Below are 19,411 nucleotides of genomic sequence, written 5' to 3' on the forward strand. Positions count from 1 at the left end.
CTCAGTTGGCGACGGTCCGCTTGCGGATGCGCCAGGCCATGATCAGCCACACAGCCGTGACCCCGGCAAACTTAGACGCCAGGGCAGTGCCCACCACCGCCGGGGTCAGCGCGCCGATCAGGCCGAAGAAGATGAAGGTATCGAGGGGGATGCTCAGCGCCGAACTTATCCACAGGCGATCGTGGAGCGGTCGCTTGGTGATGCTGAACACCAGCCAGTCGATGCATTCGGACACCGCGAACGCCGTGGCGCTGGCCAGGGCGATGGAGGGGTCGGAGGTGATATACGACAGCACCAGCGCGGCCAGCATGGCGATGATCGCGCCGTGGCCGAAGCGGGTTTGCACCATGTCGCGCAGGATAAACACCAGGCCGCCCCAGGCGGACCAGATGACATCCAGGTGCGGGGCGGTGGAGAAGGCGAAATTGATCAGCACGACGCTGCTGATGTAGGCGATCAGGAAGAGCATGGGGGATGGACCTGTGGGTAATGCCGCACAGGGTACTTCACAATCAGAAATATGTCGTCCGGGAGGACCTCATCGCAGGCAAGCCAGCTCCCACATTTTGAATGCATTCACAAATCAAAGGTGGGAGCTGGCTTGCCTGCGATAGCAATGGCTCAGGCGCCAGATTTGCCGGGAGTCATCCACACCAACCCACCCGCCACCGCCCGCTCATGACACAACCCCAACACCACCCGGCGCTCGGCATTGTCCATGCGGCTCCAGCGCGTAATCTCGTCCACCGTGCGCTGGCAACCCGTGCAGATATCGTCATCGTCCAGCGCGCAAATACTCACGCAGGGCGACGCAACCGGGCGTTCAACCGCCGTCATTCTTCCTGCTCGACCAGGTCGCGCGCGTAGCGCTGCGAGTTATGCACATAGTGCGCGGCGCTGGCTTCGAGCATGCGCTTCTGCGCGTCGGTCAGTTCACGCACCACTTTGCCCGGCGAGCCCATCACCAGCGAACCGTCGGGAATTTCCTTGCCTTCGCCGATCAGCGAATTGGCGCCGATGATGCAATGTTTACCGATCTTCGCGCCGTTGAGGATCACCGCATTGATGCCGATCAGGCTGTAATCGCCCACCGTGCACCCATGCAACATGGCGTTATGGCCAATGGTCACGCCGGTGCCCAGGGTCAGCGGGTAACCCATGTCGGTGTGCATGACGCTGCCGTCCTGCACGTTGCTGTTCTTGCCGATCAGGATCAGTTCGTTGTCGCCACGCAATACCGCGTTGAACCAGACGTTGGCGCCCTCTTCCAGCCTGACCTTGCCCACCAGCGTGGCATTGGGGGCCACCCAGCTCTGTGGATGCGTCTCGACGCGGGCGTCGCCCAGGCGGTATTTCATGGTGTTCCCTCACGGCGTTGCCATTTAAACGATGGCTTAGATATTGATAGAACTCTTGGGCGGCTGGTGCAGGCTGATCTGGGCGTCGTCATAGAGCAGGTTGATCAGCTCGACGATCATGATCGCCGTCAGCCCCCAGATCTTGTATTCGCCGAACCGATAGCTGGGCACATACCAACTGCGGCCCTGGTAATCGATGCGGTGGGTATGTTCGCGCGGGTCCTGTCGGAAAAAGTCCAGAGGCACGCTGAAAACCGCGGCGATCTCGGCATCGTTGGCCAGGTACTCGACGTAATCGGGGATGACGCCGACGTAAGGCGTCACCCGAATGCCGTGCAGGGAGATCAAAGGGCTCAATGGGCCGATTACCTCGACCAGTCCGGGCGGCAGGCCGATTTCTTCTTCGGCCTCGCGCAGCGCGGTAAAGATTAAGTCCGGGTCTTCGGGATCGCGGCGCCCGCCGGGGAAGGCCACTTCGCCACCATGGGTCGACAGGCCGCTGGCGCGCAGGGTCAGGATCAGCTCAGGTTCGTCACTGCGGGTAATCGGCACCAGCACCGCGGCCTCGGGGAAACGTCCGTCGGTTTCCAGCGTGTGGGGGGTGTGATTGCTTACCCGGCGAAGTAGCTCGTCCAGCATGAGTCATCTCGGTCTGTTGGCTACCTTGCATCATGCACCAAAGCGGGCGGGTGCCCAAGCCCAAAACCGGCGTGGTGTCGCTAAACGACAACTTGCAGCGCCCTGCCCGCCGCGCCAAGATAGGCGCACTTTCCAGGAACCCCAGCATGAATTTCTGCAGCCAGTGCGGTAAACCGGTTACCCAGCGCATCCCCGAAGGCGACGGCCGTCTGCGCTTTGTGTGTGATCACTGTTCGACCATCCACTATCAGAACCCCAATATCGTCGCCGGCACCGTCCCGGTGTGGGACGGTAAAGTGCTGCTGTGCCGCCGCGCCATCGAGCCGCGCCTGGGCTACTGGACCTTGCCCGCAGGCTTTATGGAAAACGGCGAGACCGTCGAACAGGCCGCCCTGCGCGAAACCCTGGAAGAAGCCTGCGCCCGCGTGCAGAACCTGAGCATCTATACGCTGATCGACGTGCCGCACATCAACCAGGTGCATATCTTCTACCGCGCCGACCTGCTCGACCTGGATTTCGCCGCAGGCATAGAAAGCCTTGAGGTGCAGTTGTTCGACGAAGCCGACATCCCGTGGTCGGAGCTGGCTTTCCGCACGGTCGCGCGTACCCTGGAATACTTCTTCGCCGACCGCCGGCTTGGGTCATTCCCGGTGCGCAGCGAGGCCGTGCCGCCGCTTGGCAAGCCCGCCCCATGACACCACGGATACCGTTTTCAATGCGTTGGCTGCTTGCCCTGCTCTGCCTGTCGTTCGCCACGCTGGCCCCGGCCTCCACCCTGCAACCCCCGGGCGTCCTGCCTGTGGAAAAAGTCCTGGTGCTCAAGTCCGCTCATCAACTGCAGTTGATCAACGACGGCAAGCCCTTCAAGACCTACCGCATCTCCCTGGGCAAGAACCCCAAGGGCCACAAGCTGATCGAGGGCGACCGCCGCACGCCGGAAGGCCTGTATTGGATCGACTGGCGCAAGACCAGTGACCGCTTCAACCTGTCCATGCACATTTCCTACCCCAACATCAGCGATGCCGCCCGCGCCCGCCGCGAAGGGGTGAAGCCCGGCAGCATGATCATGATCCATGGTACTCCCGACACCGAGGATTACCCGGAGCAGTGGTTCCACACCCTGGACTGGACCGACGGTTGCATCGGCATGCGCAACGTGGATATGCGCGAAGTCTGGAATCTGGTCAAAGATGGCACCCTCATCGAGATTCGTCCGTAATCTCATACCGTTCGTAAAATAATTCGAAAATATTTGCTGCCCCGCCCGGTGCCCGCCGGTGAATACCAGTTCGCCCACGCGGGCTGCGCAGTTCTGCGCGCGCTAAAGACCTCTCTAATACCACTTGATACGAAGCCCCAATGCAGGGCCCATAAACCAGTGCTTGCACCGTTTTGGCCGCATTGACATGGTATTTAAGTGGTATTAATTTCCGGCCATTACCGGGCGACAACACTCCAATAACCGCATCGGAAACCTGACAGATGAACTCCATCCTGGCCCTGCGCCCTGACGACAAGCAATCCACGCCGCTGTACCTGCAATTGGCGCGCAAACTGGAAGCGGCGATCCACGCCGGCCAGTGGACATCCGAGCAGGCGCTGCCGTCGGAACGCGTCCTGAGCGAGCAACTGGGCATCTCGCGCGTCACCGCGCGCAAGGCGCTGGAAGTGTTGTTTGCCCAGGGGCTGATCCGCCGCAATCAAGGCTCCGGCACCTATATTTCGCCACGCCTGGAACAGCCGCTGTCGCGCCTGTCGGGGTTCAGCGAAATGCTGCGGCTCAAGGGCTTTGTGCCCAGCTCTCACTGGCTGGAGCGGGAAATCACCCAGCCGACCCACGAAGAACTGATTCGCCTGGGGTTGTCGCCCGCCGACAAAGTGGCGCGCCTCAAGCGCTTGCGCAAGGCCGATGACACGGTGATGGCGATTGAAATGACCACCCTGCCCGCCTCGGTGCTGCCGCATCCGCAAGCCATCGGCCACTCGCTGTACGAATACCTGGAAGGCATCGGCAAACCCGTGGTGCGCGCCTTGCAGCACATCCAGGCGATCAATGCCTCGGACGAGTTCGCCAGGCTGGTAGGCATCGCTCCCGGCACCGCGATGCTGCTGATGACCCGCGTGGGCTACACCGCCGACAACACGCCAATCGAAATCACCGACACCTACTGCCGCAACGACTACTACGACTTCGTCGCCGAGCTGCGCCGCGATGATTATTGCGCTGAACTGCGCCTCTAGAGAACTGCCCATGTCCGAAGACAACATCCTCACGCCCAACGGCTGGATTCGCGGCCGCCTGGTGCATGAGCACGGCAAGGTGACCGCCATTGAAGGCACGCCGTGCGACCCGGCCGACAACGATTTGCCCTACCTGCTGCCGGGCTTTATCGACCTGCATGTGCATGGCGGCGGCGGCAAGGACATCATGGAAGGCTTGGAGGCCTTCGAAACGATTACCCGCACCCATGTGCGTTTTGGTACCACCTCGTTGCTGGCCACGACGATGACCGCACCGGTGGACGAAATTTCCAGCGTGCTCGGCCAGCTCGGCAAATTTTGCAAGCAACGTCCTACAGGCAGCGCTCGGGTACTTGGCGTGCACCTGGAAGGGCCCTACATCAACCCCGGCAAACTCGGCGCCCAACCCAACTTCGCCCATACCGCGCTGATGGCGGAAGTGGAAGCCTACCTGCGCCTGGCGCCGATCCGCGTGATTACCATCGCCCCGGAAATCGCCGGCCACGATGCGCTGATCCGCGCCCTCAGCGAGCGCGGCGTGCGCATGCAGATCGGCCACACCCTCGGCAGCTATGAAGAAGGTGTCGCGGCCCTCGCCGCCGGGGCCACCAGCTTCACGCATCTGTACAACGCCATGAGCCCGCTGCATCACCGCGAGCCGGGCATCGTCGGCGCCGCGCTGGCCCATGCCAAGTACGCGGAATTGATCCCGGACTTGCTCCACGTACACCCCGGCGCCATGCGCGTGGCGCTGCGCGCGATTCCGTGCCTGTATTGCGTCACCGACTCCACCGCCGCCGCCGGCATGCCCGATGGCGAGTACAAGCTGGGCAGCCACACCGTGACCAAATGCCTGGGCGGCGTGCGCCTGGCCGACGGCACCCTGGCCGGCAGCACCCTGACCATGGACCAGGCGCTGCGCAACCTGGTGAAGATCGGCCTGCCCCTCAGCGAAGCCTCACAACGCCTGTCGCAATTTCCCGCCGATTACCTGGGCCTGGAAGAACGCGGCCGCCTGCAACCCGGCAGCTTTGCCGACTGCGTGCGCCTGGACCGCTCCCTGACACTCACCGACGTCATGGTCGAAGGAGAAACCATTGAGTTCAAGAATGCTTGAAGAGGCTCTGGCCTCCTGTGACGCCGTCGCGGCACAACTGCAGCGCCTGGACCCGGCCTTGCAGGAAATCGCCGGCCGCCTGCGCCGCCAGCCGCCGCACGTGGCGATGACCATCGCGCGGGGTAGCTCGGACCACGCCGCCAGCTACTTCGCCTACCTGGCCATGCAGCATGTGGGCATTCCGGTGGCGTCGTTGCCGATGTCGGTGGTGACCTTGTTGCAGGCGCCGATGAAAGTCAGCGGCCAGGTGGCGTTCGGGTTCTCCCAGTCGGGCCAGAGCCCGGACCTGGTCGACAGCCTGCGCCTGCTGCGCAAACGCGGCGCCTTGAGCATTTCACTGGTCAACGCTGAAGATTCGCCACTGCAAACCGCCTGTGAATTTCATGTGCCGCTGTGCGCCGGGCCGGAACTCAGCGTGGCCGCGACCAAAAGCTTTATCGCCACCCTCAGCGCCAGCGCGCAGTTGATTGGCCACTGGAACGAAGAGGCCGAGCTGCTGCAAGCCTGCCGCGCCCTGCCCGATGGCCTGCGCGAAGCCGCGCAGCAGGATTGGTCGCAGGCGGTTAACGCCCTGCGCGACTGCCGGCAATTGATGGTTATCGGCCGTGGCGCCGGTTTTGCCATCGCCCAGGAAGCCGCGCTCAAGCTCAAGGAAACCTCGGCGATCCAGGCCGAGGCCTTCAGCAGCGCCGAAGTGCGCCACGGTCCGATGGCCCTGATCGACAAGGATTACCCGCTGCTGGTATTCGCCCCACGCGGCGCCGAACAAGCCGGCCTGCTGACCCTCGCCGCCGACATGCGCCAGCGCGGCGCCCGCGTGCTGCTGGCCGCGCCGGACGACATCGCCGAACGCGAGCTGACCCTGAGCCGCGCCGAACACCCCAGCCTGGACCCGATCCTGGCGATCCAGAGTTTCTACGTCATGGCGGCAGGTCTGGCGGTCGCCCGGGGCATGAACCCGGACCAACCGCGCCACCTAAGCAAAGTCACTCGCACTCACTGAGTCGATTGCCGTGTTTTCCTGATGAGTACCGTGCCCATGTCTTACAACAATAATGCATTGACCCTTGGCGCCCCCTTAAGCGGGCCGGTGCTGACCCTGGGCCGTGTTCCCGACGAAGTGTTCGCCAGCGGAGCCATGGGCGACGGCATTGCCATCGACCCGCTGAATGACTGCCTGCACGCGCCGTGTGACGGGCTGATCATCCATGTCGCCCGCACCGGGCATGCGTTGACCATTCGTGCCGACAACGGTGCCGAGGTGCTGATGCATGTGGGCATCGACACGGTGGAACTCAATGGCGAAGGTTTTACCTTGCTAGTGAAAGACGGGACCCGCGTCAGCAAGGGCCAGCCGTTGGTGCAGTTCGATCTGGACCGTATCGCGCGCCAGTGCAAAAGCCTGGTCAGCCTGATCATCCTGACCAATGGCGAACGCTTTGAATTGCAGCCGCTCGCCGGGCAGACGGTCAAGCTCGGTGAACCGTTGCTGCAGATCGTGGCGCGCTCGCCCGCCTCGGCGCATGCGCCTGTGGATAACTCGGAGGAGGAAGCCAGCGCACAGGTACGTATCACTCATCGCGGCGGCTTGCATGCACGTCCGGCCGCATTGATCCGCAAGACCGCCCAGGGTTTCAGCAGCCAGGCGCAGCTGCAGTTTGGCGACAAGTCGGCCTCGTGCGACAGCCTGATTGGCTTGATGGGCCTGGGGATCGGCGAAGGTGATGAAGTGCGTGTGAGCTGTCGCGGCAACGATGCCGACGCGGCGCTGCAAGCATTGGTCGCGGCCTTGACTGCCGCCATCAAAGAACAACACCACGCACCGGCCGTCGTTGTTCCTCGCCAGGTCAGTACCGAAGTCGGCGTGCTGCAAGGTGTGTGCGCCGCGCCAGGACTGGCGTGCGGTCCGCTGTTTCGCTTGACGGGTATCGAACTGCCGGCCGACACCGGCAACCATTCTGCCGACGAACAACTGCAACGCCTGGACACAGCGCTGGAACAGGTGCGCAGCGAAATCCGCAAGACACTTGAACACGCTCGCCAGCGCAAAAACGTCGAGGAAGAGGACATCTTCGCAGCGCACCTCGCGCTATTGGAAGACCCGGCCCTGTTGGACGCGGCGACAGGCGCGATCGAAAAAGGCAGCGCGGCGACTCATGCCTGGCGCGATGCCATTCAAGCGCAGTGCGCAGTCTTGCTGGCCCTGGGCAAACCGCTGTTTGCCGAACGCTCCAATGACCTGCGTGATCTGCAACAGCGTGTGTTACGTGCGCTGCTGGGCGAAGCCTGGCACTTCGAATTGCCCGCAGGGGCGATCGTCAGCGCCCATGAATTGACCCCGTCCGATTTGCTGCAACTGAGCGCGCAAGAAGCCGCCGGTATCTGCATGGCCGAGGGCGGCGCGACTTCCCATGTAGCGATCCTGGCCCGTGGCAAAGGCTTGCCCTGCGTGGTTGCACTGGGCGCCGAAGTCCTGGATGTACCCCAAGGCCAGCGCGTCGTGCTGGACGCCGTCAACGGCCGGCTGGAACTGCAACCCAGCGACGCGCGTCACGCCGAGGTGCACCAGATTCGCGACGCGCAGAAATTGCGCCGCCAACAGCAACAGGCCCAAGCCCAAGCGCCGGCGTGCACCACCGATGGCGTGAACATCGACGTCGCCGCCAATGTCGCCTCCAGCGCCGAGGCCCAGCTGGCCTTTGAAAACGGCGCCGATGGCGTCGGCCTGCTGCGCACCGAATTCCTTTTCGTCGACCGCCGCACCGCGCCGGATGAACAGGAGCAGCGCCACGCCTATCAAGCCGTGCTGGATGCCATGGGCGACAAACCGGTGATCATCCGCACCATCGACGTGGGCGGCGACAAACAGCTCGATTACCTGCCACTGCCGGTGGAGGCCAACCCGGTGTTGGGCCTGCGCGGTATTCGCATGGCTCAGGTGCGTCCCGACCTGCTCGACCAGCAACTGCGCGCGTTGCTGCAAGTCTCCCCGTTGGAGCGTTGCCGCATCCTGTTGCCAATGGTCAGCGAAGTAGATGAATTGCTGCAGATCCGCCAGCGCCTGGATGAGCTTTGCGTGGAATTGGAACTGACGCAGCGTCCCGAACTGGGCGTGATGATCGAGGTGCCCGCCGCTGCGCTGATGGCCGAGCAGTTGGCCAAGCATGCGGACTTCCTGTCCATCGGCACCAATGACCTGTCCCAGTACACCCTGGCCATGGACCGCGACCACGCGGGCCTCGCCGCCCGCGTCGATGCGCTGCACCCGGCCTTGCTGCGGCTGATCGCGCAAACCTGCGCCGGCGCGGCGAAACACGGGCGCTGGGTCGGCGTGTGCGGCGCCCTCGCCTCCGACCCGCTGGCCACGCCGGTGCTGGTCGGCCTGGGGGTTACCGAGCTGTCGGTGAGCCCGCCGCAGATCGGCGAAATCAAGGACCGTGTCCGCCACCTGGACGCGGCGCACTGCCGGCAACTCAGCCAGGGCCTGCTCGATCTGAGCAGCGCCAAGGCGGTTCGCCAAGCCTGTCAACACCACTGGCCGCTGAGCTGAAAACAACAAGAATAGGGAGACACGCCATGTACCAACACTTTATCGAAGGCCTGCAACGCCTGGGCCGTGCACTGATGCTGCCGATTGCGATTTTGCCGATCGCCGGCCTGTTGCTGCGCCTGGGCGACACCGATCTGTTGAATATCGCGGTGATGCACGATGCCGGGCAGGCGATTTTCGCCAACCTCGCGCTGATCTTCGCCATCGGCATCGCCGTGGGTTTCGCCCGCGATAACAACGGCACGGCGGGCTTGGCTGGCGCGATTGGCTACCTGGTGATGATCTCCACGCTCAAGGTGATGGACACTTCCATCAACATGGGCATGCTCGCCGGGATCGCCAGCGGGTTGATGGCCGGCGGGCTGTACAACCGCTTCAAGGACATCAAGCTGCCGGAATACCTGGCGTTCTTCGGCGGGCGGCGGTTTGTGCCGATTGTCACCGGGTTTTCAGCGGTGGGTCTGGGTGTGATCTTTGGCCTGATCTGGCCGCCGATCCAGCAGGGCATCAACAGCTTCGGCGTGTTGCTGATGGAAAGCGGCAGCCTCGGCGCGTTCGTGTTTGGCGTGTTCAACCGCCTACTGATCGTCACTGGCTTGCACCACATCCTCAACAATATGGCGTGGTTCGTGTTCGGCACCTTCACCGACCCGGCAACCGGCGCGGTGGTGACGGGCGACCTGACCCGCTACTTCGCTGGCGACCCGAAAGGCGGCCAGTTCATGACCGGCATGTTCCCGGTGATGCTGTTCGGCCTGCCGGCTGCGTGTTTGGCGATGTACCGCAATGCCCTGCCGGAGCGGCGCAAAGTGATGGGCGGAATTTTCCTGTCGATGGCACTGACCTCGTTCTTGACCGGGGTGACGGAGCCGATCGAATTTGCGTTCATGTTTCTGGCACCATTTCTGTATCTCATCCATGCGGTGCTCACCGGCCTGTCGATGGCGGTCACCAATATGCTGAATATCCACTTGGGCTTTACCTTCTCCGGCGGGTTTATCGACATGGTGCTGGGCTGGGGTAAGTCGACCAATGGTTGGCTGGTGCTCCCGGTGGGGTTGGCGTATGCGCTGATCTATTACAGCGTGTTCAACTACTGCATTCGCCGGTTCAACCTCAAGACGCCGGGGCGTGAAGATATCCAGGTCGCGCAGGCTGAGGTGATGACGGATAACCAGCGAGCCACGGCTTATATCCAGGCGCTGGGCGGCGCGCAGAATCTGCTCAGTGTCGGCGCTTGCACTACGCGTCTGCGCTTGGACATGGTGGATCGTAACAAGGCGGTGGACGCGGAGTTGAAAGCGCTCGGCGCCATGGCCGTGGTTCGGCCGGGGAACGGCGGGAGTCTGCAGGTGGTAGTTGGCCCGATGGCGGACAGCATTGCTGATGAGATTCGCTTGGCGATGCCGTCGTTTGTTGCCAGCGCACCGGTGACGGCTGCGCCTGTGGATAAGCCGCTGACGGTGAATATGCAGGAAGCTGACAAATGGCTGAGCGCTTTGGGTGGTCGCGCGAATGTGCGCCAACTGGAAGCGGTGGCGATGACCCGGTTGCGGGTGGAATTGGGGGATAATTCGGTGTTATCTGAAATTGATCTGACCGCACTAGGATGCCAAGGGGTGAGCCAGCTTGAGAGCGGTGTTTGGCACCTGTTGATTGGTGACAAGGCGTCCGGGTTGGGTGAAGCGTTGGAGCGGTTGCTTACTCGTCCAGTCGACGCCTGATCGTTCCCACGCTCTGCGTGGGAATGCCGCCCCGGACGCTCCGCGTCCCGCCCTGCGCAAGGGTGACGCAGAGCGTCACGGGATGCATTCCCACGCGGAGCATGGGAACGATCAGTTGGCGGTGGGTGCTGAAACTTCGTGAAGGTCCAACACCCGATCCACCATCAACTGGATGCCCTCTACCATCCGATGAACCCCCAGCACGGCGTCGCGCTGGGGGCCGTCGATATCAAAAGCCAGGTTACTTGCCAGCGCCTGTACTGATGCCAGGTCCTGGGAGGCATTGGCGAGCAGGGTTTCGCTGTTCAGGTTGGGGAGCACGGTGAAAATTTGGTCGCTGGGTGGGGAATCAGATGGGGGATTTGGGCTGTCTTTGATCATTGCAAAATTCCTAACAAAAAGTGGGAGCTACCGACATCACTTGCAGATGATGGGTGGCAGCTGTGTACGGGCCTGCAAGACCGAGTTGTTAGGAACCCCGGCAGACCCGAGGGTCTCCCGCACACAGCCACCATGACTCGAACCACTTTATGAAAGCGGCATGATTATAGGCGTGCTGTTGAGCACTAACAAACTATCGGCGGGCTTGCAGTCCCGGTCACTGAATTGGCAGCGACTGGCGAAGGTTAGTTGTGCGAGTTCCGACGGACAACCTGAAAGGTTTGTCGGAAATCTCCGAGAGCTGTAGATCCAGCACACAACAAAAACCCACTCTATGCCGGGTTCTTTGATCTCATTTACTCAACCCGAGCAAACCGCTCAATAACAGGCTGTTCTCGATGTTCTGCCTGCCACAGGTCATAGCTGCTCTGCATCGATAGCCACATCTGGGCCTTGCTGATACCCGCGCGCTCAAGCCGTACCGCCAGATCAGGACTGACAGGCGCGTGCCCATGAAGAATTCTTGAAAAGGTCTCCCTGGCGAAACCCAAGCGTCGCGCCACTTCAGTGATAGTCATTCCAAGACCCGGAATAACATCTTCGAGCAGTATTTCCCCTGGATGAGGAGGATTGTGCATACCCATAAACAGACTCCTCTCAGTGGTAATCGAGATAGTCGACCAGCTCGACTTGATCACCATAAATGCGAAAAATGATGCGCCAGTTTCCACTGATGCTCACTGACCAATAGTCGACAAGATCCCCCTTCAGACGATGGAAGCGCCAACCCGGCAATTCCAGATCGCTCCAGTGACTCGCACTGTCTAAAATCAGCAGGACACGGCGCAGGCGATTCACATGGCTCGCGTTTATCCCTTTCGTTGAGCCCGTTTCATAAAAGACGCGAAGGCCTTTATGTTTCCAGCTAACGATCATGCCGCGATTGTGATGTGATGCATCACACTCTGCAACAGCCGCATATCGGTTCTGTTCGTCAGATTCATATCACCCCACCGCCGAGTAAATTCAAAGCAGGGAGGCTAGAGAGCCAGGTTCCGAGGGACAACCTGAAAGGGTTGTCGGAAAGTTCTGAGGCGCCTGTGCGGACGCCATCGCGGGCAAGCCCGCTCCCACCGTTGACAGCATTCCAAAGTTGGAACTCGATCAAATGTGGGAGCGGGCTTGCTCGCGAATAGGCCATCACAGACAACAAAAAACCCGCTGACCAAACTGGCCCGGCGGGTTTCCTGTTTCACACTCTCGTTATTTTTGTAATCTGCGTCTAGGCAGACGCCGTACGTTGTTCCGCTTCGTAATGGCGAGTCTGGAAGGGCATCAGCGCTTGAGCCTTCAACCCCAGCCCCTCACTCAGTCCCCAGGACACTGCCAGGTCATCACGACGACTGCGCAGCGCAACAGCGCCTTGTGGTTTCACGTCTTGCTTGGAAGCTGACGCTGAAAACTGCTCAAGCGCCTTCAACGCCTCCTTCACCCGACCATCTGGCGCACACGAAAAGCGTGTAAAGCGCTCAAGCAAATAACCTGCGCGACGAAGCTCCATCTCACTGGAGTGCTCCTCCAGAAACGCCATCACCTCGTCCAAAAGATTCGCATCCGAATACCACACAGCTTTCGCTGCACTGACAAGGGCATCGTCATCAGCCTGATTCAAAGGGCTTTTGACCAGTGTGTCCAAGGCGGACGAGAGGGCGGGATCGCTAAAAGGCTTCGCCATCTGCAGTCTCCAGATAATCGTGCAAGATATGATCATCCCGGTCACTGAACTGACAGCGACCGAAGAAGGCTATTGAGCCAGGTTCCGAGGGACAACCTGAAAGGCTTGTGGGAAAGTTCTGGGGCGCCTGTGCGGACGCCATCGCGGGCAAGCCCGCTCCCACAGTTAATGGCATTCCAAAGTTGGAACTCGGTCAAATGTGGGAGCCGGGCTTGCCCGCGATGAGGCCCTCGCAGCCAACAAAAAACCCGCCGGCCAAACTGGCCCGGCGGGTTTCTTGTTTCTACAGCGTGCGAATCAAAAATCCGCCAACTGCCACACCTCATACGCCGGTGTCTCATACGGGTGGCTCAGCTTCAAGGCAGCCACGACAGCCACAATCAACTCATCCGCCACCACCAGCTCAACCTTCCATTCCTCAACCACTTCAACCTGGCCGACCTGCCCGATAAACGGCTGACTGCCGTCCAACGCGCGGAATTGGCCCTGGCCCGGCACTTGCCAGGCGCAGTGGTCGTAGTTGCCGATGCGCCCGCCACCCGCTGCGAAGACGGCGGTTTTCACCGTCTCCACGTGGCTGTCGGGTACGAAGAAGGCGAGCTTGTACACGGCCTTAGTTCACCCACGCGCGCGCGTTGCGGAACATGCGCATCCAGGCGCCGTCTTCGTTCCACTCTTCCGGGCGCCACGAGTTCTGCACGGCGCGGAATACGCGCTCCGGGTGCGGCATCATGATGGTCACGCGGCCGTCGCGGCTGGTAAGGCCGGTGATCCCGCGCGGCGAGCCGTTCGGGTTGGCCGGGTAGCTCTCGGTGACCTTGCCGTGGTTATCGACAAAGCGCAGGGCCACAGTGCCGGACAAGTCGGCTTCGAGCAGCGCTTCTTCGCTGGCGAACTCGGCATGGCCTTCACCGTGGGCGATGGCGATCGGCATGCGCGAACCGGCCATGCCTTGCAGGAAGATCGAGTTGGATTCCTGCACCTGCACCATGGCCACGCGGGCTTCGAACTGCTCGGAACGGTTACGCACAAAGTGCGGCCAGAACTCACTGCCCGGGATCAGTTCGCTGAGGTTGGACATCATCTGGCAACCGTTGCACACACCCAGGGTGAAGCTGTCGTTACGTTCGAAGAAGCCCTGGAACGCATCGCGGGCACGGCTGTTGAACAGGGCCGACTTGGCCCAGCCTTCACCGGCACCCAGCACATCGCCGTAGGAGAAACCGCCGCAGGCCACCAGGCCTTTGAACTCATTGAGGTCAACGCGACCGGCGAGGATGTCGCTCATGTGCACGTCGATCGCATTGAAGCCGGCACGGTCAAACGCCGCCGCCATTTCGACCTGGCCGTTGACGCCCTGCTCACGCAGCACGGCAACTTGTGGGCGGACGCCCTTCTTGATGTAAGGCGCTGCGACGTCCTGGTTGACGTCGAAGCTGAGCATGGTGCTCAGGCCAGGGTTGTCTTCTTCCAGGATCGCGTCGAATTCCTGCTCGGCGCAGTCGACGTTGTCGCGCAGGCGCTGGATCTGGTAGCTGGTCTCGGCCCACTGGCGTTGCAGCAGACGGCGCTGGCCGGCGAACACGGTGTCGCCGTTGAAGGAGATGTTGACCTCACCGTTGTTGATCGGCTGACCGATCACCGCCACGCAGTCGTCCAGGCCGGCGGCGCTGAATTGGGCGAGTACGTCCGGGGTCGCGTCCTGGCGCACCTGGATCACGGCGCCCAACTCTTCGTTGAACAGGATGCCGTTGATCTCGGCGGCGTCCTCGGCAACGCTGTCGAGCACGATGTTCAGGCCGCAGTGACCGGCGAAGGCCATTTCGACCACGCTGGTCAGCAAACCACCGTCGGAACGGTCGTGGTAAGCCAGCAGGTGGCCGTCGGCGTTGAGGCCCTGGATCACGGCGAAGAAGGCCTTGAGGTCTTCGGCGTCGTCGACGTCCGGCGCGTGTTTGCCGAGCTTGCCGTGGGTTTGCGCCAGGATCGAGGCGCCCATGCGGTTCTGGCCACGGCCCAGGTCGATCAGGATCAGGTCGGTGGTGCCCTTGTCCATGCGCAGTTGCGGGGTCAGGGTCTGGCGGATATCGGTGACCGGCGCAAAACCGGTGACGATCAGCGACAGCGGCGAGGTGACGCTCTTGTCGGTGCCGTCTTCGTTCCAACGGGTGGCCATGGACATGGAGTCCTTGCCCACCGGAATGGTGATGCCCAGCTCAGGGCACAGCTCCATGCCGACAGCCTTGACGGTGTCGTACAGGCGCGCGTCTTCACCTGGGTGGCCAGCGGCCGACATCCAGTTGGCCGACAGTTTGATGTCGGACAGCTTGCCGATGCGCGACGCGGCGATGTTGGTGAGGGTTTCACCAATCGCCATGCGGCCCGACGCCGGGGCGTCCAGCAGGGCCAGCGGCGTACGCTCGCCCATGGCCATGGCTTCACCGGTGTAAACGTCGAAGCTGGTGGCGGTGACGGCAACGTCGGCCACCGGCACCTGCCACGGGCCGACCATTTGGTCACGGGCCACGAGGCCGGTGATGGTGCGGTCGCCGATGGTGATCAAAAAGCTTTTGCTCGCCACGGCCGGGTGGTGCAGCACGCGTTCAATGCTGTCGGCCAGTTCCAGGATGCTTGGGTCGAAATCATCACCCAGCTCGGCTTCACGTACCGCCGAACGGTGCATGCGCGGGGCTTTGCCCAGCAGCACTTCGAGCGGCATGTCCACCGGGCTGTTGCCGAAGTGGCTGTCGGTGACCGTCAATTGCGGCTCGGCAGTGGCTTCGCCAACTACTGCAAACGGGCAGCGCTCGCGTTCGCAGATGGCCTGGAAGCGTGCGAAATCTTCAGGGCCGACGGCCAGTACGTAGCGTTCCTGGGATTCGTTACTCCAGATTTCGTGCGGGGCCATGCCCGGCTCGTCGTTTGGAATGTTGCGCAGTTCGAAACGGCCACCACGCTCGCCATCGTTGACCAGTTCCGGGAAGGCGTTGGACAAACCGCCGGCGCCGACGTCGTGGATGAAGCTGATCGGGTTCTTGTCACCCAACTGCCAGCAACGGTCGATGACTTCCTGGCAGCGGCGCTCCATCTCCGGGTTTTCGCGCTGTACCGAAGCGAAGTCCAGGTCGGCCGAGCTGGTGCCGGTGGCCATGGAGGAGGCCGCGCCCCCGCCCAGGCCGATCAACATGGCCGGGCCGCCGAGCACGATCAGCTTGGAGCCGACCAGGATCTCGCCTTTCTTGACGTGTTCTTCACGGATGTTGCCCATGCCGCCGGCCAACATGATCGGCTTGTGGTAACCGCGTACTTCATCGCCACGCGGGGTGGTGATGGATTGTTCGAAGGTGCGGAAGTAGCCGGTCAGCGCCGGGCGCCCGAACTCGTTGTTGAACGCGGCGCCGCCCAGCGGGCCTTCGATCATGATGTCCAGCGCGGTGACGATGCGCTCGGGTTTGCCGTAGGGCACTTCCCACGGCTGTTCGAAACCCGGAATCTGCAGGTTGGACACGGTGAAACCGGTCAGGCCCGCCTTGGGCTTGGCGCCACGGCCGGTGGCGCCTTCGTCACGGATCTCGCCGCCGGAACCGGTGGCTGCGCCCGGGAACGGGGCAATCGCGGTCGGGTGGTTGTGGGTTTCGACCTTCATCAGGATGTGCACGGGCTCTTGCACCGCGCCGTACTGGCGGGTCTCAGGGTCCGGGAAGAAACGGCCGGCGACGCTGCCGACGATCACCGAGGCGTTGTCCTTATAAGCCGACAGAACGCCTTCGCTGTGCATCACGTAGGTGTTCTTGATCATGCCGAACAGGCTTTTTTCCTGGCTCTGGCCGTCGATGTCCCAACTGGCGTTGAAGATCTTGTGACGGCAGTGCTCGGAGTTCGCCTGGGCGAACATCATCAGTTCGATGTCGTGGGGGTTGCGCTTCAAGCCATTGAAGGCAGTGACCAGATAGTCGATCTCGTCTTCGGCCAGGGCCAGGCCCAGTTCGGTGTTGGCCTTCTCGAGGGCGGCGCGGCCACCGCCGAGCACGTCAATCGCGGTGAGCGGCTTGGGCTCGGCGTGACTGAACAGGCCGGCAGCCTGTTCCAGCTGGCTGACGATGATCTGGGTCATGCGGTCGTGCAGGCTGCTGGCGATCAGCTCGGCGTCGGCCTCGCTGAACTGGCCGGCGACGTAGAAGGCGATACCACGCTCCAGGCGCTGGATGCTCGCCAGGCCGCAGTTGCGGGCGATGTCGCTGGCCTTGCTCGACCACGGCGAGATGGTACCGAACCGTGGCAGAACCAGGAACAAGCGGCCGGTCGGCTCTTGAACGGGAACGCTCGGGCCGTACTTCAGAAGGCGTGCCAGCACTTGCTGTTCGTCGGCGGTCAACACGCCGTCCACGTCGGCGAAGTGAGCAAATTCAGCATACAGGCCTGTAACCGCTGGAACCTTTTGGCTCAGTTGCTCAAGGAGTTTGCTGTGGCGAAAGGCAGAAAGGGCAGGAGCGCCGCGCAGGATCAACATCTTCGGGACAGCCTCGGGAAGGGGTGTGCTTTGAGGCCGTGCATTCTAGCGTAAACCGCCGCCAACGGCACCCGAAACGCTACCGGTGGCCGCCGCCGGACGTCAGTTGGCCGGATTACACCTCGTTCAAAGGCCCATATGGGGCATTCCGCACAGTTATTTTAACCGTCACAATCGTGCGCCAAGCCGCGTTTCTGCGGGCTGCAGCACAGTTTTGCAGGCGCTAGCAGACAAGTCCCGCGCTGTCGAGATATGGCGCCGTGGGCCGTTTGCGTATACTGCGCAGATGTTCTCCCCAACTGCTTTGCGCCCGCGATGCGCCAAATGGCTCATCGCCACCGGACTCTTCCTGATGCTCAGCGCCTGTGTTGATAAACCCAGCACGCTCGAGCGAATCAAGGAGGATGGCGTATTGCGGGTGATCACCCGGAACAGTCCGGCTACGTATTTCCAGGACCGCAACGGTGAAACCGGTTTCGAATACGAACTGGTCAAGCGTTTTGCCGATGACCTGGGGGTAAAGCTTGAAATCGAGACCGCCGACAACCTCGACGACCTGTTCGGCCAGTTGGGCAAACCCAACGGCCCGGTTCTCGCAGCCGCCGGCCTGGTCAGCAGCGAACAGCGCCAGGCGCAGGTCCGTTTCTCGCACCCTTATCTGGAAGTGACCCCGCAGATCATCTACCGCAACGGCCAATCGCGCCCGACGAACGCGGCGGACCTGGTGAGCAAGAAGATCATGGTGCTCAAGGGCAGCACCCACGCCGAACAGTTGGCGGCGCTTAAAAAGCAGAATCCCGCGATTGAATACGAAGAATCCGATGCCGTTGAGGTGGTCGACCTGCTGCGCATGGTGGACGAAGGGCAAATCGACCTGACCCTGGTGGACTCCAACGAAGTGGCGATGAACCAGGTGTACTTCCCCAACGTGCGCGTGGCGTTCGACCTGGGCGACGCCAGCAACCAGAGCTGGGCCGTGGCGGCCGGTGAAGACAACAGCCTGCTCAACGAAATCAACAGTTACCTGGATAAAGTCGAGAAGAACGGCACGTTGCAGCGCCTGAAAGATCGCTATTACGGGCACGTCGATGTACTCGGCTATGTGGGCGCCTACACCTTCGCCCAGCACCTGCAGCAACGCTTGCCCAAATACGAGAAACACTTCCGCGCCTATGCCAAGGAAGAAAAGGTCGATTGGCGCCTGTTGGCCGCCATCGGTTACCAGGAATCGCTGTGGCAGCCGGCCGTCACCTCCAAGACCGGCGTGCGCGGCCTGATGATGCTGACCCAGAACACCGCCCAGGCAATGGGCGTGTCCAACCGTCTGGACCCCAAGCAAAGCATCATGGGCGGCGCCAAGTACCTGGCCAAGATCAAGGACGAACTGGACGACAGCATCAAGGAGCCGGATCGCACCTGGTTCGCCCTCGCCGCCTACAACGTCGGCACCGGCCACCTGGAAGACGCGCGCACCCTGGCCAAGCGTGAGGGCCTGAACCCGAACAAATGGCTGGACGTGAAGAAGATGCTGCCGCGCCTGTCGCAGAAGCAGTGGTACAGCAAGACCCGCTACGGCTATGCGCGCGGCGGCGAGCCGGTGCACTTTGTGGCGAACATCCGGCGGTACTACGACATCCTGACCTGGGTGACCCAGCCGCAGCTGGAGGGTAACCAAGTGGTCGAAGGCAACTTGCATGTGCCGGGGGTGGATAAGACCAAGCCGCCGGAAGATACCCCCCAGTTGTAAACGCGCTTTTTCATACACCACAAAACCCATGTGGGAGCTGGCTTGCCTGCGATACAGACACCTCGGTGTATTTGTCGCACCGAGGTGATGCTATCGCAGGCAAGCCAGCTCCCACAGTTTGATCTCCATTGGCTTTAGAGACCGGTGAGCAGATGCACTACCCCGCCCGTCAATACCATCATTCCCGGCACCCCCGCAGCCTTTAAGGCCACAGCATCACACTTCGCAACATCCAGCAATTGCACCCGCACCCGCGTCAGCGCCACACGCTGCTGCGACTTGAGGTTGCCCGCGCCGCCCAGCGCACTCAGCACATCCGCCGACAACACACCCGGCGCTGCTGCGGTTTCGGCGATCAAATCCGGGGTCAGCGCCTTCCAGAACGCCCTTTGCAATTTCTCGAACATGC

General features: G+C 62.0%; 19 protein-coding genes. 8 read left to right on the top strand and 11 right to left on the bottom strand.

All coding sequences use genetic code 11. The annotated features are described in order from the left end of the window. Position 1 precedes the first annotated feature (1 nt). The 4 genes from BLL36_RS02225 to BLL36_RS02240 all read right to left on the bottom strand — a co-directional run bounded on the left by BLL36_RS02225 (position 2) and on the right by BLL36_RS02240 (position 1,997). Positions 2-469 carry a VUT family protein gene (locus BLL36_RS02225; protein WP_076949837.1) on the bottom strand — a complete coding sequence of 156 codons (468 nt, stop codon included), beginning with the start codon at positions 467-469 and terminating at the stop codon, positions 2-4. Positions 470-621: 152 nt separating this feature from the next. Then, complete coding sequence (locus BLL36_RS02230) at positions 622-837, bottom strand: DUF1289 domain-containing protein (RefSeq protein WP_076949838.1); 216 nt, start codon at positions 835-837, stop codon at positions 622-624. Further along, a complete protein-coding gene (locus tag BLL36_RS02235; protein ID WP_076949839.1) occupies positions 834-1,358 on the bottom strand; it encodes a gamma carbonic anhydrase family protein in 525 nt (174 codons plus the stop codon). The genes BLL36_RS02230 and BLL36_RS02235 overlap by 4 nt, the downstream gene beginning before the upstream one ends. Positions 1,359-1,394: 36 nt before the next feature. Beyond that, positions 1,395-1,997, bottom strand: coding sequence for a CoA pyrophosphatase (locus BLL36_RS02240; RefSeq protein ID WP_076949840.1), 603 nt, complete (start codon positions 1,995-1,997; stop codon positions 1,395-1,397). A gap of 146 nt (positions 1,998-2,143) precedes the next feature. On the opposite strand from BLL36_RS02240, the gene BLL36_RS02245 reads away from it, so the two are divergent. The 7 genes from BLL36_RS02245 to nagE all read left to right on the top strand — a co-directional run bounded on the left by BLL36_RS02245 (position 2,144) and on the right by nagE (position 10,629). Further along, positions 2,144-2,692: an NUDIX hydrolase gene (locus BLL36_RS02245; RefSeq protein ID WP_076949841.1), complete on the top strand. Its 549-nt coding sequence runs from the start codon at positions 2,144-2,146 to the stop codon at positions 2,690-2,692. A gap of 20 nt (positions 2,693-2,712) precedes the next feature. Next, positions 2,713-3,216, top strand: coding sequence for a L,D-transpeptidase family protein (locus BLL36_RS02250; protein WP_076949842.1), 504 nt, complete (start codon positions 2,713-2,715; stop codon positions 3,214-3,216). 263 nt (positions 3,217-3,479) lie between these two features. Continuing rightward, the gene (locus BLL36_RS02255) at positions 3,480-4,238 is read left to right on the top strand and encodes a GntR family transcriptional regulator (RefSeq protein WP_076949843.1); all 759 of its coding nucleotides are present in this window, start codon (positions 3,480-3,482) and stop codon (positions 4,236-4,238) included. Positions 4,239-4,248: 10 nt separating this feature from the next. Next, positions 4,249-5,355 (top strand): N-acetylglucosamine-6-phosphate deacetylase, encoded by a 1,107-nt coding sequence (gene nagA / locus BLL36_RS02260; RefSeq protein ID WP_076949844.1) that lies wholly within the window; start codon positions 4,249-4,251, stop codon positions 5,353-5,355. Beyond that, on the top strand, positions 5,348-6,358 hold the full coding sequence (locus tag BLL36_RS02265; RefSeq protein ID WP_076949845.1) for an SIS domain-containing protein: 1,011 nt from the start codon (positions 5,348-5,350) through the stop codon (positions 6,356-6,358). The genes nagA and BLL36_RS02265 overlap by 8 nt, the downstream gene beginning before the upstream one ends. A gap of 36 nt (positions 6,359-6,394) precedes the next feature. Further along, on the top strand, positions 6,395-8,905 hold the full coding sequence (ptsP, locus tag BLL36_RS02270) for a phosphoenolpyruvate--protein phosphotransferase (RefSeq protein WP_076949846.1): 2,511 nt from the start codon (positions 6,395-6,397) through the stop codon (positions 8,903-8,905). A gap of 26 nt (positions 8,906-8,931) precedes the next feature. Further along, entirely contained in the window at positions 8,932-10,629 is a 1,698-nt protein-coding gene (gene nagE / locus BLL36_RS02275; RefSeq protein WP_076949847.1) for an N-acetylglucosamine-specific PTS transporter subunit IIBC, read from the top strand. 111 nt (positions 10,630-10,740) lie between these two features. On the opposite strand, the gene BLL36_RS02280 is transcribed toward nagE, so the two are convergent. The 6 genes from BLL36_RS02280 to purL form a co-directional block, all read right to left on the bottom strand. Further along, positions 10,741-11,010, bottom strand: coding sequence for a DUF6124 family protein (locus BLL36_RS02280; protein WP_076949848.1), 270 nt, complete (start codon positions 11,008-11,010; stop codon positions 10,741-10,743). A 356-nt stretch (positions 11,011-11,366) separates the two neighbouring features. Beyond that, positions 11,367-11,654, bottom strand: a complete 288-nt coding sequence (locus BLL36_RS02285; protein WP_057013199.1) for a HigA family addiction module antitoxin — start codon at positions 11,652-11,654, stop codon at positions 11,367-11,369. A 13-nt stretch (positions 11,655-11,667) separates the two neighbouring features. Continuing rightward, a complete protein-coding gene (locus BLL36_RS02290; protein WP_076949849.1) occupies positions 11,668-11,946 on the bottom strand; it encodes a type II toxin-antitoxin system RelE/ParE family toxin in 279 nt (92 codons plus the stop codon). Between the two features lie 346 nt (positions 11,947-12,292). Further along, positions 12,293-12,745, bottom strand: a complete 453-nt coding sequence (locus BLL36_RS02295) for a hypothetical protein (protein WP_076949850.1) — start codon at positions 12,743-12,745, stop codon at positions 12,293-12,295. A gap of 297 nt (positions 12,746-13,042) precedes the next feature. Beyond that, positions 13,043-13,354 carry a hypothetical protein gene (locus BLL36_RS02300; RefSeq protein WP_057723934.1) on the bottom strand — a complete coding sequence of 104 codons (312 nt, stop codon included), beginning with the start codon at positions 13,352-13,354 and terminating at the stop codon, positions 13,043-13,045. A gap of 4 nt (positions 13,355-13,358) precedes the next feature. Beyond that, entirely contained in the window at positions 13,359-17,255 is a 3,897-nt protein-coding gene (gene purL / locus BLL36_RS02305) for a phosphoribosylformylglycinamidine synthase (protein WP_076949851.1), read from the bottom strand. A gap of 286 nt (positions 17,256-17,541) precedes the next feature. Here purL and mltF point away from each other — a divergent pair, with 286 nt between their 5' ends. Beyond that, positions 17,542-19,002, top strand: a complete 1,461-nt coding sequence (gene mltF / locus BLL36_RS02310; protein ID WP_076949852.1) for a membrane-bound lytic murein transglycosylase MltF — start codon at positions 17,542-17,544, stop codon at positions 19,000-19,002. Between the two features lie 134 nt (positions 19,003-19,136). Here mltF and BLL36_RS02315 read toward each other — a convergent pair whose 3' ends face one another. Beyond that, positions 19,137-19,409 (bottom strand): PTS transporter subunit EIIB, encoded by a 273-nt coding sequence (locus BLL36_RS02315; protein ID WP_076949853.1) that lies wholly within the window; start codon positions 19,407-19,409, stop codon positions 19,137-19,139. Between the last annotated feature and the right edge of the window lie 2 nt (positions 19,410-19,411).

This window comes from Pseudomonas cedrina subsp. cedrina, from assembly GCF_001983175.1.
Classification (GTDB): Bacteria; Pseudomonadota; Gammaproteobacteria; order Pseudomonadales; family Pseudomonadaceae; genus Aquipseudomonas; species Aquipseudomonas cedrina.

What these genes read in the sequence shown, in the direction of transcription:
- BLL36_RS02225 (WP_076949837.1), bottom strand. Translation starts at nt 469, where the DNA reads ATGCTCTTCCTGATCGCCTACATCAGCAGCGTCGTGCTGATCAATTTC.
- BLL36_RS02230 (WP_076949838.1), bottom strand. Translation starts at nt 837, where the DNA reads ATGACGGCGGTTGAACGCCCGGTTGCGTCGCCCTGCGTGAGTATTTGC.
- BLL36_RS02235 (WP_076949839.1), bottom strand. Translation starts at nt 1,358, where the DNA reads ATGAAATACCGCCTGGGCGACGCCCGCGTCGAGACGCATCCACAGAGC.
- BLL36_RS02240 (WP_076949840.1), bottom strand. Translation starts at nt 1,997, where the DNA reads ATGCTGGACGAGCTACTTCGCCGGGTAAGCAATCACACCCCCCACACG.
- BLL36_RS02245 (WP_076949841.1), top strand. Translation starts at nt 2,144, where the DNA reads ATGAATTTCTGCAGCCAGTGCGGTAAACCGGTTACCCAGCGCATCCCC.
- BLL36_RS02250 (WP_076949842.1), top strand. Translation starts at nt 2,713, where the DNA reads ATGCGTTGGCTGCTTGCCCTGCTCTGCCTGTCGTTCGCCACGCTGGCC.
- BLL36_RS02255 (WP_076949843.1), top strand. Translation starts at nt 3,480, where the DNA reads ATGAACTCCATCCTGGCCCTGCGCCCTGACGACAAGCAATCCACGCCG.
- nagA (WP_076949844.1), top strand. Translation starts at nt 4,249, where the DNA reads ATGTCCGAAGACAACATCCTCACGCCCAACGGCTGGATTCGCGGCCGC.
- BLL36_RS02265 (WP_076949845.1), top strand. Translation starts at nt 5,348, where the DNA reads ATGCTTGAAGAGGCTCTGGCCTCCTGTGACGCCGTCGCGGCACAACTG.
- ptsP (WP_076949846.1), top strand. Translation starts at nt 6,395, where the DNA reads ATGTCTTACAACAATAATGCATTGACCCTTGGCGCCCCCTTAAGCGGG.
- nagE (WP_076949847.1), top strand. Translation starts at nt 8,932, where the DNA reads ATGTACCAACACTTTATCGAAGGCCTGCAACGCCTGGGCCGTGCACTG.
- BLL36_RS02280 (WP_076949848.1), bottom strand. Translation starts at nt 11,010, where the DNA reads ATGATCAAAGACAGCCCAAATCCCCCATCTGATTCCCCACCCAGCGAC.
- BLL36_RS02285 (WP_057013199.1), bottom strand. Translation starts at nt 11,654, where the DNA reads ATGGGTATGCACAATCCTCCTCATCCAGGGGAAATACTGCTCGAAGAT.
- BLL36_RS02290 (WP_076949849.1), bottom strand. Translation starts at nt 11,946, where the DNA reads ATGATCGTTAGCTGGAAACATAAAGGCCTTCGCGTCTTTTATGAAACG.
- BLL36_RS02295 (WP_076949850.1), bottom strand. Translation starts at nt 12,745, where the DNA reads ATGGCGAAGCCTTTTAGCGATCCCGCCCTCTCGTCCGCCTTGGACACA.
- purL (WP_076949851.1), bottom strand. Translation starts at nt 17,255, where the DNA reads ATGTTGATCCTGCGCGGCGCTCCTGCCCTTTCTGCCTTTCGCCACAGC.
- mltF (WP_076949852.1), top strand. Translation starts at nt 17,542, where the DNA reads ATGTTCTCCCCAACTGCTTTGCGCCCGCGATGCGCCAAATGGCTCATC.
- BLL36_RS02315 (WP_076949853.1), bottom strand. Translation starts at nt 19,409, where the DNA reads ATGTTCGAGAAATTGCAAAGGGCGTTCTGGAAGGCGCTGACCCCGGAT.